This window comes from Marinomonas profundimaris, from assembly GCF_000508165.1.
GTDB lineage: Bacteria > Pseudomonadota > Gammaproteobacteria > Pseudomonadales > Marinomonadaceae > Marinomonas > Marinomonas profundimaris.
In genome coordinates, this window is sequence record NZ_AYOZ01000011.1 from 50599 (window position 1) to 68247 (window position 17649).

14 protein-coding genes are annotated in these 17649 nt (G+C 46.4%); 8 read left to right on the forward strand and 6 right to left on the reverse strand.

From position 1 onward, the window contains the following. Nucleotides 1-45: 45 nt before the first annotated feature. Together D104_RS26135 and D104_RS26140 are read right to left on the reverse strand one after the other, a co-directional pair. Nucleotides 46-1398 carry an ABC transporter substrate-binding protein gene (locus D104_RS26135; protein WP_024023597.1) on the reverse strand — a complete coding sequence of 451 codons (1353 nt, stop codon included), beginning with the start codon at nt 1396-1398 and terminating at the stop codon, nt 46-48. Between the two features lie 460 nt (nt 1399-1858). Then, nucleotides 1859-2830, reverse strand: a complete 972-nt coding sequence (locus D104_RS26140) for a carbohydrate kinase family protein (RefSeq protein WP_024023598.1) — start codon at nt 2828-2830, stop codon at nt 1859-1861. A 227-nt stretch (nt 2831-3057) separates the two neighbouring features. On the opposite strand from D104_RS26140, the gene D104_RS26145 reads away from it, so the two are divergent. The 7 genes from D104_RS26145 (at nt 3058) to ushA (ending at nt 11705) form a co-directional block, all read left to right on the forward strand. Next, a complete protein-coding gene (locus tag D104_RS26145) occupies nt 3058-3792 on the forward strand; it encodes a response regulator (RefSeq protein WP_024023599.1) in 735 nt (244 codons plus the stop codon). Next, the gene (locus tag D104_RS26150) at nt 3782-5248 is read left to right on the forward strand and encodes an ATP-binding protein (RefSeq protein WP_024023600.1); all 1467 of its coding nucleotides are present in this window, start codon (nt 3782-3784) and stop codon (nt 5246-5248) included. The genes D104_RS26145 and D104_RS26150 overlap by 11 nt, the downstream gene beginning before the upstream one ends. A 255-nt stretch (nt 5249-5503) precedes the next feature. Continuing rightward, nucleotides 5504-6751 carry an ABC transporter substrate-binding protein gene (locus D104_RS26155; protein ID WP_024023601.1) on the forward strand — a complete coding sequence of 416 codons (1248 nt, stop codon included), beginning with the start codon at nt 5504-5506 and terminating at the stop codon, nt 6749-6751. Between the two features lie 96 nt (nt 6752-6847). Continuing rightward, on the forward strand, nt 6848-7777 hold the full coding sequence (locus D104_RS26160; protein ID WP_024023602.1) for a carbohydrate ABC transporter permease: 930 nt from the start codon (nt 6848-6850) through the stop codon (nt 7775-7777). Continuing rightward, entirely contained in the window at nt 7770-8654 is an 885-nt protein-coding gene (locus D104_RS26165; RefSeq protein ID WP_024023603.1) for a carbohydrate ABC transporter permease, read from the forward strand. Before D104_RS26160 ends, D104_RS26165 begins: the two co-directional genes overlap by 8 nt. A gap of 82 nt (nt 8655-8736) precedes the next feature. Continuing rightward, the gene (locus D104_RS26170) at nt 8737-9846 is read left to right on the forward strand and encodes an ABC transporter ATP-binding protein (RefSeq protein WP_024023604.1); all 1110 of its coding nucleotides are present in this window, start codon (nt 8737-8739) and stop codon (nt 9844-9846) included. A 251-nt stretch (nt 9847-10097) separates the two neighbouring features. Further along, nucleotides 10098-11705, forward strand: a complete 1608-nt coding sequence (ushA, locus tag D104_RS26175) for a bifunctional UDP-sugar hydrolase/5'-nucleotidase UshA (RefSeq protein ID WP_024023605.1) — start codon at nt 10098-10100, stop codon at nt 11703-11705. Nucleotides 11706-11816: 111 nt separating this feature from the next. Here ushA and D104_RS26180 read toward each other — a convergent pair whose 3' ends face one another. From D104_RS26180 to rph, 4 genes are all read right to left on the reverse strand, one after another. Next, complete coding sequence (locus D104_RS26180; protein WP_024023606.1) at nt 11817-12329, reverse strand: hypothetical protein; 513 nt, start codon at nt 12327-12329, stop codon at nt 11817-11819. A 105-nt stretch (nt 12330-12434) separates the two neighbouring features. Beyond that, nucleotides 12435-14849 (reverse strand): sensor domain-containing protein, encoded by a 2415-nt coding sequence (locus tag D104_RS26185; protein ID WP_024023607.1) that lies wholly within the window; start codon nt 14847-14849, stop codon nt 12435-12437. Nucleotides 14850-14868: 19 nt separating this feature from the next. Next, entirely contained in the window at nt 14869-15663 is a 795-nt protein-coding gene (locus tag D104_RS26190) for a substrate-binding periplasmic protein (RefSeq protein WP_031214689.1), read from the reverse strand. Nucleotides 15664-15876: 213 nt separating this feature from the next. Continuing rightward, nucleotides 15877-16593 carry a ribonuclease PH gene (gene rph, locus D104_RS26195; protein WP_024023609.1) on the reverse strand — a complete coding sequence of 239 codons (717 nt, stop codon included), beginning with the start codon at nt 16591-16593 and terminating at the stop codon, nt 15877-15879. 175 nt (nt 16594-16768) lie between these two features. On the opposite strand from rph, the gene D104_RS26200 reads away from it, so the two are divergent. Further along, nucleotides 16769-17635, forward strand: coding sequence for a YicC/YloC family endoribonuclease (locus tag D104_RS26200; RefSeq protein WP_024023610.1), 867 nt, complete (start codon nt 16769-16771; stop codon nt 17633-17635). The last annotated feature ends 14 nt before the right edge of the window (nt 17636-17649 follow it).

The window sequence follows — 17649 nt, forward strand, 5'->3', positions numbered from 1 at the left end:
AAAAAAGCCCTAGTGTGGCAATTCACACTAGGGCTTCTCGCGAACTTACTTCAAAGCATCCCATGTCTTCTGGATGTCGTGAGCAACGTCTTTGGCATCTTCGCCACCAGTGTAATCTACCATGCCTGTCCAGAATGAACCGGCACCAATTTTGCCTGGCATCAAGTCCGATCCGTCAAAGCGGAACGTCGTTGCATAACGAATGATCTCGCCTTGTTTCTTCGCCGCTTCACTTGAGTACACTTCTGGGTTTGCGCCCAAATGAGCAGAGATGAAGCCCGTTTGCGCCATCCACAACTCATGAGAAATTGGAGAACGAATGAAGTCGATAAACGCACGTGCGCCTTTAGAATCGTTGGTAATACTCACCAAGGTTCCGGCACCCAATACTGGGTTACCCAACGCTTTAGACGCGTAGGACGGGAAGTAGAAGAAATCGGCGTCTAGACCCAACTTGGTTCCTTCAGGGAAGAAAGCTGGGATGAAAGACGCTTGACGATGCATGTAACATTTAGGTGGAGATTGGAACATGCCTTTTGGGCTGTCACGGAAATCTGTTGACGCCACCGCACCGGCTCCGCCGTCGACAAACTCGTCATTTCGCGCAAACCAACCGAACTCTTCTATCGCACCGACTACGCGAGGATCATCAAATTTAATTTCGTTGGTGACCCATTTGTCATACACAGACGCAGGTTGGGTACGAAGCAACAAATCTTCTACCCAATCCGTTGCAGGCCAACCCGTTGCCGCACCGGAACCCAAACCGATACACCAAGGTGTACCGCCGTCATCGACGATTTGTTGAGTTAAGGCTTTTAGGTCTTCCATGGTTTCCGGAATGTCGTAACCCGCATCGGCAAAGTTATCTGGCGAATACCAAACCAATGATTTCAAATCAGCACGATAGAAGACACCATCGAATTCTTTTTGACCCTTGCTGTTTTTAAAGGTCGCAAGATCGACCCATGATTGACCCGCGGCGTAATCTTTTTTCACGCCTTCTTTTACGGTATCGCTCAGCGGTGTTATGAAGCCTTTCGCGGCTAAATCAGCGGCCAAACCAGGTTGCGGGAAAACCGCAATGTTTGGAGCACTACCAGCTTGCGTATCAATCACGATTTGCTGTTCAAATGAATCGGAGCCCGCGTATTTCACTTTGGCGCCCGTGGCTTTTTCAAAATAAGCCGCCACTCGCTCAAAGTTACTTTTTTCATCGCCAGTCCAAGGACCAAAGACGGACACTGTCTCACCGGACAAATCAACGGCTTTCAACGCTTCATAAGCGTCCCAGCTAAAACGGGAATCTTCACCTGGTTTAAATAGGAGGTCAGCGGCGTGCGCTGCGTTTACGGAAAGTGTCAGGGCGACTGCCGCAGACAATAGAGATTTTTTCATCATTGCTCCTTACAGGCTCGCTCGGGAAACCCCTAGCACGCCTTCTGTTTTTATTATCATAGGTCGAAACAAGGTCAAACACGTCTTCTATAAGGATTAAGAAGGAATTTGATTATTAACAATCAAACACCGAGCTTCAAGCGTTTGGCGCCCTTAATATTGACTTAATTATTTTTTAAATTTAGTAGACTATGGCAAAAGTGCGAGCCTCATTTCAATCCTTTGTTTTGTACAAAAAAACAGCAGAAAAGAGAATTTATTATGATTTCAGCAGGTTAAGTATTGAAATAGACGTTAAATCTATCATTTTTTTGCGCTTTTTTTGCATATTAATACAGGGAGTTTTAGGCATAAAAAAAGCGTGCTCTGCGCACGCTTTTTAATTCTACTTAACACACTGTATCGTGTACTTAACCGTTTAACTAAACGACGATTTTTCTGTTAGGCGCATTCGGCGCGTTTAAAAACGTTCGAGTTGCGCCTTCGCTTGCGCTAAAGAAGGCAAAGAGGGGTACGCGCCCAATTTCGTCACCGAATCGGCACCGCAAGCGGCCGCGAAACGCACGATGTCCACGAGCTGTTGTTGCGACAATGACGCCAATGACGCTCGATCTCCGCCCTGCTCTGCCAGTTGATACAGCAAGCCACCCACGAAAGCATCGCCCGCGGCGGTCGTGTCTTTTACTTCGACTTTTGGTGTCACCACGTCGCTCACGCCATGCGCCGCCGTATAAAAACGAATCGGGTTGCCGCCATCGGTTAAGACAAACAAGGTTACGCCTGCCGCAAGCGTCTGTTCGATCAACGCAAATGGGTCTTCTGCCAACACAACCAGTTCTTCCAAACTCGCCTTCACAACGTCACCGCTTTGCATCCAATCAATCACGCGCTGAGTATCCACTTGCTCATTTGGCCAAAGGTTCATGCGTAAGTTCACATCAATACTGACGATCCAGTTCGCCGCGCGCGCCATGCTCACACCCGCCAACGTTGCTTTGGTAATGTCCGCATCGGTCAATGTGTTTGAGCAAGTATGGAAAACCCCCTTACTGTCTGCGAACCATGCGCCATTAAAATCGGCTTCTTTGAACAAGATGTCTGCAGATGGGCTGCGGTAAAATTCAAAGCTGCGCTCACCTGTGTGATCCAAGCTCACAAAGGCCAACGCCGTTTTGGCTTCTTTGGTCATCAGCATGTTGTCTGTGTTCACACCATAACCATTAAGAGCGTCTTTCAAAAAATGGCCAAACGCGTCGTCGCCCACTTGACCAACAAAGTGACTGTTCCCACCCAAACGTGCAACCGCAACCGCAACATTCGCCGGTGCACCACCTGGAAACTTAGTAAAGGATTCAAGCTCGCCGGCTTGAGTTGCCCCATTAGAAAGAAAATCGATTAAGGCTTCGCCGAACGCCATTACTTTTGTTGTCATTATTAGGGTCTCTTTTTGTGTGCAGACATACGCTACGCAGATAGAAATAAGATTAGATTAAAAATTATGCAGGGATGATTCCATTAAATCAATTTAATTTATTTAAAGCACAGCGGCCAGCAAGGCTATATGGACAATTGGTTCACTGCTACTTTCTTGTTAGACTCGAAACCTATATCGACACTTTTTACCCAAAATCAGACATTAACCTTTTACTGAGTAAGAGAATGACCCACGCAAAATGTATCTATGTTGTAGACGATGACGACGAGATTCGCACCCTGCTCAAAACTTACTTAGAAAAGCATCAGTTCACCGTGTTGACAGCGGATTCAGGCGAAGCCTTTCTCGCCAATTTTCGAGCGGATCAAGACATTGACTTGGTGATTCTAGACATCATGTTACCCGGTCAAGACGGTTTTTCCGTGTGCCGTTCTTTACGCGCACAATCCCAAGTTCCCGTTATTATGTTAACCGCCAATTCCGATGAAATGGACCGTATTATTGGTTTAGAAATTGGCGCCGACGATTACCTTGCAAAGCCATTTAACCCACGGGAACTGTTGGCGAGAATCAAAGCCATTTTGCGTCGTATGGAACACACCGAAGTCGTAGAGATTGCGCCGGTTGCACATCGTTTCTACCGCTTCGCACAATTCACATTGGATACACTGTCACGCGAATTGCAATTTGAAGAAGAAAAAGAGTCCCTATCAGGCGCAGACTACAACCTACTAATGTTGTTCTTAACACACCCTGGCGCGGTTCTGACTCGAGAGCTCATCGCAGAAAACACCCGTGGACGCGACAGCGCACCGCTCGATCGCTTTATTGATGTGCACGTGAGTCGCTTACGTCAACGTCTGCGTGAAGACGCTCGTCATCCTCAATTAATCAAGACAGTGCGTGGTCAGGGCTATATTTTGACCGCGAACGTCGAAGCGATCAGCGATGCCCACTAGCGCATCAATTAGCAGTCGCTCACGCCTCAAGCGGTGGTATCAGTCTCTAACGGGGCAAATTCTCATCATCATGGCGCTGGGCGTTGCCAGCGCGCAATTTATCAGTTCGACCATTTGGTTGCGTCAGCTCGAATCCGATACAGAAGAAAACGTCCGTGAAGTCTCTAAACACATGGCGTTTCGTATTGCCGCCACCGTCAGTTACTTCACCTCTTTACCAACCAATTATCGCCATATTGTGATTGATCAATTGCAAGACATGGGCGGAACGCGTTTCTTTGTGACGCTGAACAAAGAAGAAATCCGCATTAATAACATTCCCGATTCGCCCCTAAAAGACATAGTGAAAAACGAGGTCGAATCCACGCTTATTAAGCAACTGGGTATTCATGACGCCAAAATAGCCTTTTCTAGCCCAAGCGACTTACACGTTATCAACAACCAAACACGCCTAGTGGATTTGCCAGAGCGTTGGGGACACCACAGCCTCTTGGTCAAACCTCTGACGCCGCCGATCATCGTGATTCAGATTCCTATCAACGACAAAGACTGGTTGTATCTTGCCAGCCTCATGCCCGACCCTTACTTTCTCGAAGGCAATTCGGCGCTCAGTGGCGATCGTTTGTTTTCCATGGCGATGTCCGTTATCACCGTATTACTGCTGACCATTTTTATACTTCGACGCGTCACTCGCCCTTTGGCAACCTTGGCTCGCGCCGCAGAACGCTTTGGCCAAGGCGACTGGAAGCCAATTAAAGAAGTCGGCAGCGTTGAAGTGCGCAATACCGCCAAAGCCTTTAACGACATGCAACGACGCATTCAACGTTACTTAAATGATCGTGAACGATTGTTTGCGTCCATTTCCCATGATTTGAAAACACCGATAACACGCTTACGTTTGCGCGCTGAATTGTTAGATGAAGATGACATTCGCGATGCGATGATTCGTGATTTAGAAGATTTGGACATGCTGGTGAAAGGCGCACTGCAAAGCGTAAAAGAAACCGACATCCATGAAAACCGCATCGAAGTAAACATTTCTCGAATGCTCAAAGACATGCAATCCACCGCCAATCTGCACGACACTAAATTGACCGTGGTTGGCGAGTTAGAACACCCTTTCATTGGTAAGCCTCTGGCCATCAAACGCTGTCTTGGCAATCTCGTCGACAATGCGCTGTACTACGGAAAAACCGCCACGGTATACATTGAAGACAGTGAAGACGAGGTGTGCATTCGCATTTGTGACCAAGGTCCTGGTATTCCGATCGAAAAAATGGACAAGGTCTTTCAACCTTACACTCGCCTCACGCCCGACCACTCTGGTCATCCCGGTGGTATGGGGTTAGGGCTCAGTATCGCTCGCAATATTGCCAGAGCACACGGTGGCGAAGTAACGCTGAGCAACCACGCCACACAAGGCCTAGAAGCCAAGCTGTGGCTGCCAAGACACTGATCAATCACGACATCTATTACGCGGTGTTTGTGCAAATAAAGCGCAATAAAATCGACACCAAAACGCAAGCTTGCAAGACTTCGTTACAATAGGTTGCTCTACTTTACCCCCACTTGTCAGATCCTTTGCTAAATTCTGTTACTCGAACGTACGCTTATGCTGTATTTCAGCCGGCGACATCGAGACGAATAACGCAATATCAAAACATTCTGATGTATTTGATTGGACGACATAACAATAACAAAGGTTGCTATCATGAAAAAAATTGCTTTCGGTTTAACCGCAGTTGCACTATCTCTAGCCGCTACTACAAGCCAAGCTGGCGAAGTAGAAGTTCTACATTGGTGGACATCAGGTGGCGAAGCCGCTGCGATCAATGTACTTAAACAAGAAATGGTTGACGCTGGCCACACTTGGAAAGACTTCGCAGTCGCTGGTGGTGGTGGTGAGTCTGCCATGACAGTTCTAAAATCTCGTGCCATTGCTGGCAACCCTCCTTCTGCTGCCCAAATCAAAGGCCCAACCATTCAAGAGTGGGGCGATCTTGGCTTCCTAACTAATCTTGATGACGTTGCAAAAGCAGGCGATTGGGATGTTATTCTTCCTCAAGTCGTTAGCAATGTAATGAAATACGACGGCCATTACGTAGCCGCTCCAGTAAACGTTCACCGTGTAAACTGGATGTGGGCAAACCCTGAAGTATTCCGCAAATCTGGCGCGTCTATCCCAACAACTTGGGATCAGTTCATCGTCGAAGCGAAAAAAATCAAAGCCGCTGGCTTTACGCCTCTAGCGCATGGTGGCCAAGCTTGGCAAGACGCGACTCTATTCGAAGCGATTGCTTTGTCTAAAGGGTCTAAGTTCTACAACAGCGCTTTCATTGGCTTGTCTGACAAAACACTTCGCAGCAAAGACATGATTGACGTATTTGATACGTTCAAGCAAATGCGCGAATTTGTTGATCCAGGTTTCTCTGGTCGTGATTGGAACATCGCTACTTCTATGGTTATCAATGGTGATGCTGCAATGCAAATCATGGGTGACTGGGCGAAAGGCGAGTTCACCGCCGCTGGTAAGAAAGCCGGTATTGACTATGTTTGTTACCCAGCACCAGGCACAAGCGGTGCGTTCACTTTCAACATTGACTCTCTAGCCATGTTTAAAGTAGACGGTAAAGACAAACAAGCGGCTCAGAAAGATCTTGCTCGTTTGATTCTTGAACCTAAGTTCCAAGAAACATTCAACTTGAACAAAGGCTCTATTCCGACTCGTTTGAATATGCCTCGCGGCAAGTTTGACTCATGTGCGCAGTCTTCAATGGACGCGTTCCTAGCAAGCTCAACAACAGGTCAATTAGTACCAAGTATGGCTCACGGCATGGCTGTGAACTCTATGGTTCAAGGTGCTATTTATGACGTAGTCACAAACTTCTTCAACGATGACAAAATGACATCTAAAGAAGCGGTAGACAAGTTGGCTCGCGCTGTTAAAGCAAGCATGTAATACCAACTCACTTGCCAAAAACAAGTGAGTTCAAAGCACACGAGGCTGGTCTTGTGACCAGCCTCTTCGTTTCTCCCCTGTAGTGAAGCATCAATTATGAATACTGAAGCCGCCAATTCTGGGTCAGGACAGACTCAGTCAGGACGTCCTGCACGCCTAAGCTTGGCCGACTGGATGCCGAAAATCGTCATGGCCCCAACGGTGATCGTCACCTTGGTGTGCATTTATGGCTATATGATTTGGACAGCTGTCCTCTCTTTCACCAATTCTCGCATGTTGCCGTCTTATAATTTTGTCGGCTTTGATCAATATGAACGCCTATTCAACAACGACCGTTGGATTGTGGCACTGACGAACCTAGGTATCTTCGGCGGGATGTTCATTGCTATTTGTTTGTTCCTTGGCGTTACGCTGGCCATTTTCTTGGATCAAAAAATTCGCGCTGAAGGCGCACTCCGTACTATTTATCTTTACCCTATGGCGATTTCATTCATCGTCACAGGTACCGCGTGGAAATGGTTGCTAAACCCAACCAATGGCCTAGAAAAAATGATGATTGATCTGGGCTTTGAAGACTTCAGATTCAATTGGCTAGCGGATCCAGACATGGTTATTTACTGTTTGGTTATCGCCGCCGTTTGGCAAGCATCTGGCTTTGTTATGGCCTTATTCTTAGCTGGTCTGCGTGGTGTTGATGGCGACCTTATTAAAGCAGCACACCTTGATGGCGCGAGCACATTTACAACTTATCGTCGTATTATCTTGCCGTCGTTGAAACCCGTTTTCTTCAGCGCGCTGGTTATTTTGTCGCACATCGCGATTAAGAGTTTCGACTTGGTGGCCGCGTTAACTAACGGCGGTCCAGGGTATTCGTCTGACCTTCCTGCTAACTTCATGTACGCCCATACCTTTACACGTAGCCAAGTGGGCCTAGGTTCCGCTTCTGCCATGGTGATGTTGGGTTGTGTATTAGCAATCTTGGTTCCTTATTTGTACTCAGAATTGCGAGGTGAACGCCATGAGTAATAACACTGTTGGTCGTAAATCCTCTGGGCTAGACAAAGTATTTCGTATCGCTCTGTATACCGTTTTGATTGTAGTTGCCTCGTTCTACTTGATGCCATTTGTCGTTATGTTAATTACGTCACTTAAAGACGTAGAAGAAATACGCACAGGCACATTACTGTCTCTGCCAGCGTCATTGCATTTTGATTCTTGGGCAAAAGCATGGTCTAGCGCCTGTACAGGCAGTAGTTGTGGTGGTATTTCACCTTACTTCTTGAACTCGTTTCAAATCGTGATTCCAGCCGTGATGATTTCAACGCTGCTTGGTGCGATTAACGGTTACGTGATTTCCCTATGGAAATTCCGTGGTAGTGACTTGTTTTTCGCGGCGCTGTTAGTCGGTTGCTTCATTCCATTCCAAGTTATTTTGCTGCCAATGGCTCGTACTTTGGGCTGGTTAGGCATTGCGAATACAACCACGGGGTTGGTGTTTGTGCATGTGGTTTACGGTGTGGCGTTTACGACGTTGTTTTTCCGTAACTTCTATCAGTCTATTCCAGGCGAATTAGTAAAAGCGGCTCGTCTTGATGGCGCAGGTTTCTTTACTATTTTCTACCGCATTATTTTGCCAGTATCGACTCCGATTATCGTAGTAACCGTCATTTGGCAGTTCACGCAAATTTGGAATGACTTCCTCTTCGGTGTGGCATTCTCTGGTTTTGATACTCAGCCAGTAACGGTTGCATTGAACAACTTAGTCAACACCAGCTTTGGCGGTAAAGAATACAACGTCGACATGGCCGCAGCCATTATTGCAGCACTGCCGACATTAGCGGTCTATGTATTCGCAGGAAAGTACTTCGTCCGTGGCTTAACAGCGGGTGCCGTAAAAGGCTAATCGCTATTTAACGAATAATTTACGCTCGTGCCTTTTACCTTTTTCACAGCACGAGTGATTCGACAAAATTTGGAGTAATAACATGGCAAACCTCGTCATTGATAATGTTAAAAAAAGCTACGGCAGCACAGAAATTCTAAAAGGCATTAATATTTCCATCAAAGCAGGTGAATTCCTGATTTTGGTTGGGCCTTCTGGTTGTGGTAAATCGACTCTAATGAATTCGATTGCAGGTCTTGAAGACGTGACTGAAGGTCGCATCCTGATCGCGGACAACGACGTCACATACACAAGCCCAAAAGACCGTGATATCGCGATGGTGTTCCAGTCTTACGCTTTGTACCCAAACATGACGGTTGAGCAAAATATCTCTTTTGGTTTGGAAATGCGCAAAGTACCAAAAGCAGAACGTGATGTAGAAGTTCAGCGTGTTGCTGATATGTTACAAATTGATCACTTGTTAAATCGTAAACCAGCGCAATTGTCTGGCGGTCAACGTCAGCGTGTTGCCATGGGTCGTGCCTTAGCGCGTCGTCCTCAGCTTTACTTGTTCGATGAGCCTTTGTCTAACCTTGACGCTAAATTGCGCGTAGAAATGCGTACAGAGATCAAGAAGCTTCACAAGAAGCTAGGCACAACCATCGTTTACGTAACACACGATCAGATCGAAGCCATGACCTTGGCAGATCGTATCGCGGTCATGAAAGACGGCGAAGTACAACAACTTGGTTCGCCACAAGAAATTTACGACAACCCAGCCAACTTGTTTGTAGCGGGTTTCATGGGTTCACCTGCGATGAACTTCATACCGACGAAAGTCGTCGAGAAAGATGGCGTTCCAATGTTGGAATTGGCAACCAGCACAACCGTTGCTTTGCCATTCCCGAAACCAGAATCGCTAAAAGACTACGTTGGCAAAACCATTTTATTGGGTTTGCGCCCTGAAATGATCACCGAGCCTCAGCCGCACAAAGAAGGTCAGCCTTTTGTTACCACGACGGACGTGGAAGTAGAAGTCACAGAGCCAATGGGTGCCGACACAATGATACTGACACGTGTTAACGATGCAGAAATCAACTGTCGCTCTAACCCAATGTACCCAGCTGAAGCAGGTTCAATCATCAAGATGATGTTTGATACTTCTAAAGCCGTGGTATTTGACCAGAAATCAGGTCGTCGTCTCGATCTTTAATTACACAGTTTTATAACGGTTTCGCTGTTTTAAGCACGCCTGTGTCAGAGATTTTGTCTCTTCCACAGGCTTTTTTTTGCCTAAATCTCGTTGTTATTGCACAAATGGTCAAAATTACTGCACAGTCTCTCGAACTTGTCACAAATATGAGATACATTTTCATAACTGTAATCAACCAAGCCACTCCATAGTGACCGTTGATTATCACGACTAAATGAACTGACAACTAATATCATGCAAGGGACAAAATCATGAAATTACAAAAGCGTTTTATCGCGAACCTCGCCATCACTGGTGTCGCGCTGTCCGTGACGGCCTGTTCTATGATGGGACCACAACAGCCAGATTGGAAAGAAGACAAAGAATATCGTGTGACGATTTTGCACACCAATGACCATCACGGTCGTTTCTGGCAAAACAGCAAAGGCGAATACGGCATGGCCGCTCGTAAAACCTTGATCGACAATATTCGTGAAGAAGTGGCGTTAGACGACGGCAACTCTTTGTTGCTTTCTGGTGGCGACATCAACACTGGCGTTCCAGAATCTGACCTTCAAGACGCTGAGCCTGATTTTCGCGGCATGAACATGCTGAAATACGATGCGATGGCATTGGGTAATCACGAATTCGACAACCCCCTTTCTGTATTGAAAAAACAACATGATTGGGCAGGTTTCCCGTTCCTTTCTGCGAATATTTTAGACGCCAAAACAGGCAAGCCATTGTTTGAAGCGTATAAAATTTTCCAAGTAAACGATCTAAAAATCGCAGTGATGGGTCTGACCACAGACGATACAGCGAAATTGGGTAACCCTGAATTTTTAGAAGGCATCCGCATTGAGTCACCGATTACGGTTGCTCAGAAATTGGTGCCTGAACTGCGTAAGAAAGCCGATATCGTTATCGCCGTGACTCACATGGGCCACTACGACAATGGCAACCACGGTGGCAACGCACCGGGTGACGTAACCTTGGCGCGTACCGTTCCTGGTATCGACATTGTTGTTGGTGGTCACTCTCAAAACCCATTGTTCCAACCTGACGAGCAGAATGGCACTTTAATCCTGCAAGCACACGAATGGGGAAAATACGTTGGCCGTCTAGACTTTGTCTACAAAAATGGCGCCATTGTTTGGTCTGAGTACAAACTGATTCCAGTTAACTTGAAGAAAAAAGTCAAAGACGCGGAAGGCAATTCCGTACGCGTCTTCATTGAAGATGAAATCGCACAAGACCCAACCATGCTTGAAATGCTGTCTCCTTACCAAGAAAGAGGACAAACTGAATTAGGCGTCGAAATTGGTTTCTCAAATGATGATTTCATCGGTGATCGTAGTGTGGTTCGTAACCAAGAAACCAACCTAGGTAACTTGATCTCTACAGCAATGAGAGAAAAAGTCAGCGCAGACATTGGCGTGATGAACTCTGGCGGTATTCGAGACAACCTTGAAGCCGGCATCGTGACTTACAAAAGTGTTTTGAAAGTTCAGCCATTCGGCAACATGGTGTCTTATGTTGATTTCACCGCAGCAGAATTAACCGATTACCTTTCGGCTGCCGCTGCAAAACAAGCGGGTACAGGGGCTTTCGCTCAGTTCGATGGTGTTTCATTGACACTAAAAGACGGCAAAGCAACCAACATCAAAGTAAACGGCATGGCCTTAATTTCTGACAAAATGTACCGTATCGCGATGAACAACTACACCGCGTCTGGTGGTGATGGTTACCCTAAAATCACAGAGCATGCGAACTACGTGAACTCCGGTTACGTGGACGCTGACGTGTTGGTGGAATACATTCAAAACAACTCACCACTTGATGGTGCGAAGTTTGCGCCAACTGGTGCTGTGAAGCGCTAAGTTAGTCTCATCATCCGTGAATTAAATAACGGATAAAAAAAGCGCCAGTAGAGATTTCTACTGGCGCTTTTTTTGTTTCTTCCGCGACAAAAATGAGAACAAGAACCGCCGCTATTTTTTGTAGGTTAACGACCACGTCAGTGGTGTTGGCAGTTTCTCAGATTCGAGCTTTGCAGTATAAAGTAATTCGTTTTCGCCGACTTGCTTCCACGTATTCGTACGCTTGCCACGCTCTGATTCCAATATCACCACAACGGAGTCGTTTGTTTGCTGATACGTTCCGAAGATTTCAACGTCTTCTTCGTCGACTTTAAGCAAGTCCGACTTTGCAGTGACAGAAATCGTATCGGCTTCTGCATCATCGCATTGCCACTGAAATTGTATTTCTTGCAGGCCTAGTAACCATAGGTTACAGATCTGCGTTTGTTTTTTGAGCACCGGTCTTGCTAACGCGCGAATAAAAAAATTCATTTCTTTCGCCACGTTCTCGACCGCTTCGTCCAACTTAGCTTGCGTGCTGTCTGCGTCTTGCAGCACCCACTTGCCATCGAAGTCGACACCAGCCGCCTGCACACCTGAACTGAGCGCCACACTTAATACACCAACACCAATCAGTTTGTTCACCTTGCTTCTCCTTATTTTTATTGTCCCCTGATAATCGCAAAGAAGCAGCGCAAAGTAAGGCGCAAAAACGCGCACAATGACTGACATTTAGCGCCAAAAAACGGATTAGGCGTCTAAATATTCGAATGGAAAAACAGTGTCCGCTGTCAAATATCGAGTGGCTATGTCGCTTTCAACTGGTTTAGAAAAGTAATAACCTTGGTATCGAGTACAGCCAATTTTGTTCAGAATGTCTTTTTCGATCGGGTTTTCTACGCCTTCCGCCAAGACCAAGAGCCCCATATGGTCTGCCATAGACACAATCGTATTAATGATGACATGACTGTTTGGGGCGCGGGATAAATCACGAACAAAGGACTGATCAATTTTTAATTGATTGATCGGGAAGTGCTGCAAATACCGCAACGAGGAATAACCGGTACCAAAGTCATCAATCGAAAAACGCAGTTGGCACTCTTTAAGCAGCCACATTTTTTCTGCCACTGAGGAAATATTTTCCACCAGCATGCCTTCGGTGATTTCTAAGTCCAGTAAGCTTGGGTTCACCTGTGTGTTTTCGATGACTTCTTTCACCGTATCCACAAAGCTATCCTTGGCAAATTGATAAGGGCTGATGTTAATCGCAATGCCTTTGAACGAAGACGGCAAGCCAGCTTCTTCCCACGCTTTCAACTGATGACAAGCGTTTTCCAACACCCAGTATCCGACTTCATCGATGATCCCTGTTTCTTCTGCGATCGGAATAAAACGACAAGGCGGCACCAACCCAAGCACTTCATTAAACCAACGCAATAACACTTCAAAGCCGATTAGCTCGCCTTTTTCATTCACTTGCGGCTGATACACCAAATAAAACTCATCGTTTAACACCGCGCTGTGTAAGGCTTTTTCTAACATTGCCCGTTCAGCGACTTTCGTTTGCATTTCTTGTTGATAGAATCGGTAACCATTGCGACCGCCGTCTTTGGCTTCATACATGGCAGTGTCGGCTTGACGTAAAATCTGCGTGTCATCGGCGCCATCCAAAGGGAAAAAACTAATGCCGATACTCGCTGAAATAAACAAGTCTGCTTGCTCTAAGCGAAACACCTGAGACACCTGAGACAACAAAACCTCAGCCAGCGACGTCGCTTTGCCATGCGCTTCGTCAAATTGATAACCCAGCACGGGAACCAACAACACAAACTCATCGCCACCGATTCGGATCGCGGTATCAGACTCAGACAAACAAGACATAATGCGCTTGGCGGCTTCCACCAGCAACGCATCACCAATATGGTGCCCCATGGAATCATTGATGCTTTTAAAACGATCCAAGTCGATGAATAACAGACCGCCGATTTGCCCATTGTCACGCGCGGTGGTGATGACTTTGTCTAAATTTTGATTCAAGAAACGTCGATTGGGCAAATTGGTCAACGCATCGTAATACGCCAAAAATCTCACTTGCTCTTGGTCTTTTTTGCGCTGGGTAATATCGCGAAAAGACGCCAAGAAAAAAGGCTCGCTATCTAACGTAATGATGTTTCCGCAAACCTCAACCGGAAACCGCACGCCATTGCTTTTATGATAATGCGCTTCAAATGTTGTTGGGTCTCCCAGAGACGGGCTGACCCATCCCTTTAATAAATTGGGGGTCTGCTCAGGATCAATGTCTTCAATGTTCAAGGTTAATAACGTGGCCGTGTCATAGTGCAATAGTCGGCACGTTTCGCCATTGCAATCCACGATTTGACCTTTCAAATTTGTCAGTAACATGCATTCGCTAGATTGATGCAAAACGGCTTTGAAATACGCCTCACTCTTCGCCAATTCACCTTCGACCTTTTTGCGTTTATGCCAAAGTGCGGTGATGGTACGCGCCAAGATACCCAGTTCATCGTCTCGCGATGTTTGCTTAAATTGTAGCTGTTCGGGTTCGTTTTCTTCTTGTTCAAGCACATTTAGTTGGTCAATAACCCGAGTGAGCGGTCGAGAAATCTGAAAATAAAACAGCATGAACATGGCGATGCCAAGCAAAGAGGCGGATATCAATGACGTCACAATCAAACGAATATTTCGACGAATAAAGCCCGCCTTCACGGCAGCACGATCAACAGAAACCGTCAGTGTGCCGACAACCGTCTGGTTGTCTCGCTTTAACACCAAGGTGAATTGAGGCGGTAACCCACTAAAAACATGGTCAGACAACCAACGTAACGACACAGGCGTTAAAGATCGATACGTGCTGGCCAGCTCATAGCCCAAATCATCATTTAATTGTGATTTATGAATATTGGGCGAGCGCATCAACCCAGTCAGAACTGTTTTCGCCAGCTCATCGTCCAAATAATACGCCGCTTCAACCGCTGAGCTCTCGACAATATACAATGTCGACATCACCTGGTTCTCAATGATGACTTGCTCTTCTTCCCAATCAATAAGGATTTGAAAGGTACTCATAGACAAGCTCAACACAAGCAAAATGACCAAGGCCCATTTCGCTTGTTTATAAGAAAGACGCTTACGTAATGCCAACATAATCCCTCACTGTTTACGGCTATTGAAGCATAGAAGAAAACCCGTACTTCTTAACTATTTCGTCTCTCTTACCACTTTTCTTCAGTTCATCCAGGCCTTTATTTAATACATCACGCCACTTCTCAGCGTCTGGATACAACTTGCTAAAACACACAGAATAATGGTCTAAGTCCAATCCAACGACATCATAAAAACTCAAATTTTCAAAACCGCGCATGCTTTTAGCGGCGAACAAAGCGCTATCGCGCTCTGTCATAAACACATCGAGATTACGTCGTAATACCACGTTAATCCCTTGCACTAACCCTGTCACCGAAACATAAGTGATATCCGCACTGTCTAGAATATTGGTTTGAGACCAACCATTCACTGCGGCCACATCGTATTCTTTCAACAGCGCCAACGTCGGTATTTTTCCGTCTAAATGCCCTCGACGAGTCACAAAGGTATTAGCCGAATCACTCAGATAATCAGAAAAAAAAGCGAACGTTTCACGAGAGGGAACAGGTCGACACGACACCGCACCCAGTATTAACCCTTTCTCGACATCACGCATGATCCGCTTCCAAGGTGTTAATACAATCCGAACGGACACACCTTGTGTGGCGTACGCCGCTCTCAGTATGTCGGCATCCAGTCCGTATATGGTTTCTGTGCTGTCAAAATCGGCAGGCGGGGGAATAATAGAAGCGTCCACAATATGTGGGGGAATGTGAACCGTGTGCAGAACAATCTCTTCGGCATAAGCATCGACAATAGAAAAGCCCAACACAACACAGAGAAAAGCTATCCAATATTGACGCACTCGTTCCACTCTTTGCCCCTAAAATGAGATTGATTTAACTCGATAAATTCCAAAAAAAATGCATTAGTTAACATCAATATGAAGCACAATGACGTTACGCTCAAGCATTATCAGCACGCAATGCCTCACATTAATTGACAAATACAGCCACCCTTCATAATCCTCAGACAAAAAAAATCTAGCCGAAGCTAGATTTTAGTATTACAAATACTTATCGATTATTTAGTTCGCTAAAGCAGCGCGCTGCGCCTCAAGGATCTCAGCAATGCCTTTACGGGCCACCACTAACATACCGACCATGTGTTCATCACTGAACGCTTCGCCTTCCGCTGTGCCTTGGATTTCAATGAAACCACCTTTGTCATTCATAATGACGTTCATGTCCGTTTCAGCATTAGAGTCTTCTGGGTAATCCAGATCCAACACAGGCACGCCTTTGTAAACACCCACAGAAATCGCCGCGATTTGCGACACGATTGGGTTTGTTTTGATTTTTTTACTTTCCACCAGTTTTTGCATCGCATCTGCCAACGCAACAAAACCACCCGTGATAGACGCCGTACGAGTACCGCCGTCCGCTTGAATCACATCGCAGTCAATCGTGATCGTGTTTTCGCCCAGTTTCTTAAGATCCACCGCCGCACGCAAAGAACGACCAATCAAACGCTGAATCTCAACCGTACGACCACCTTGTTTACCGCGAGCGGCTTCACGGTCCACGCGGCTGTGCGTAGAGCGAGGCAACATACCGTATTCTGCCGTGATCCAACCTTGACCCTTGCCTCTCAAGAAACGAGGCACGCCAGAAACAACAGTCGCAGTACAAATCACTTTAGTATCGCCACACTCAATTAACACGGAACCTTCCGCGTGTTTAGTAAAATGACGAGTGATTTTAAGGGGACGTAACTGGTCTACTGCTCTTCCGCTTGGGCGCATACTGGTTCTCTCAATTGATTAACATCATAAAGGCGCAATTATAGCGAACCCACATAAAATTGCGCCCCCAGCGATAGGAAAACATAACAATAAGGGGAACTGTTGAACACCTCGTCCATGCGTTACACTATTGCCTTTACTCTTTTAACATCACCTCTACATTTAGGTATTCAACATGACTGCAAGCATGACCGCTTTCTCCCGCCAAGAAGCCGTATACGACTGGGGCACCATCAGCTGGGAAATTCGCTCAGTAAACCAACGATACTTAGAGCCTAACTTCCGTCTGCCTGAGAACTTCCGCGAGTTGGAATTTGCGTTTCGTGACGTGCTGCGTAAAAAACTAAACCGCGGCAAGCTAGAATGCCAACTGCGCTTTCAAACCGTCGACAAAGCCGCGACGAGCCTGACCATTAACCCAACCAACGCCCAAGCCTTGGCAAGCGCCATCAACACACTTGGTACCTTGTTCAAAGACCTAGACCCAGCCAACCCACTCGATATTCTAAGATGGCCAGGCATATTGAGCGAAGAAAGCACCGACGCCGACATAATGAAGAAAGCCGTGATTGAGCTATTCAACCAAGGCGTTGATGAATTGATCCAAGTTCGACTGCGCGAAGGCGAGCAACTGAAAAGCATCATCGAACAACGCCTCGATGCCATCGACGCCATCGTCGTGGAAGTACAAGCCAAACTGCCCGAAATCATCGCCGCACAAAAGCAAAACCTCATCGACAAATTGGAAGTGGCGAAAGTCGACCTAGACCCAATGCGCGTCGAAGCTGAAATCGTTCTACTGGCGCAAAAAGCCGACGTGGCGGAAGAACTAGATCGCCTCGCTACGCACAACAAAGAAGTGCGCCGTCAGCTTCAACAAAAAGGCCCAATCGGACGCCGTTTAGACTTCTTAATGCAAGAACTCAACCGTGAAGCCAATACCCTTTCGTCGAAATCCATCGTCGTAGAAACCACTCAAAGCGCTGTGGAATTGAAAGTCTTGATTGAACAGATGAGAGAACAGATACAAAATATCGAATAGGTTTTTTACCCGTC